Raw genomic sequence first — 538 nt, forward strand, 5'->3', positions numbered from 1 at the left:
GTGAGACAGATGAAGCAGCAATCCTGCGCCTGCAGCTTTCTCTATTGATAGACGAGCGGGAGCGGGAACGAGCCATCGCAGAGCGCGAGCGCGAACAGTTAGCCGGAACTGTGGCTGACTTGCGAGTGCGACTGGATCGAGCCGAGCAGCGTATTACCGCGCTCATTAGCGATAATGCTTATAGGACGAAGCGTCCCTGGTGGAAGTGGCGAAGAGGTCCATAAATCACAGCAGTCAATGAACGATATAATTTTATGACTTACCGGTCTGAGACTGATAAAAGGATGAAAACGAAAGGTTCGTCACATCAATAGCAAATGAGCTTAAATAATCTCGCGAGGAAATATCATCATACGTTCCAAACCTTATAGCAGGAATATCCTGATCCGTGGAAAGAAAGAAATCCTTATCCCACTTCAAGCCAGCAAGCTCTTTAGTGAACGTCTCCCTAACCGCAGATTTAGCATCATCAGTAGCAGCATCGCTCCAAATAACTAAGAAGGACAGCTGAACTGGCAGTTCCTCCCAAGAGGAGGTG

General features: G+C 48.1%; 2 protein-coding genes. One reads left to right on the forward strand and one right to left on the reverse strand.

Features of this window, described 5'->3' with window-relative positions; genetic code table 11:
* A partial coding sequence (locus CK240_RS19105) for a hypothetical protein (RefSeq protein ID WP_205957941.1) occupies positions 1-224 on the forward strand: 224 nt, incomplete at its 5' end.
* Between the two features lie 28 nt (positions 225-252).
* Here CK240_RS19105 and CK240_RS18870 read toward each other — a convergent pair.
* Positions 253-538: hypothetical protein (locus CK240_RS18870; RefSeq protein WP_167650120.1), on the reverse strand; the 286-nt coding region annotated here is incomplete at its 5' end.

The sequence above is a fragment of the Paracoccus salipaludis genome (assembly GCF_002287065.1).
In the GTDB taxonomy this organism is placed as follows: domain Bacteria; phylum Pseudomonadota; class Alphaproteobacteria; order Rhodobacterales; family Rhodobacteraceae; genus Paracoccus; species Paracoccus salipaludis.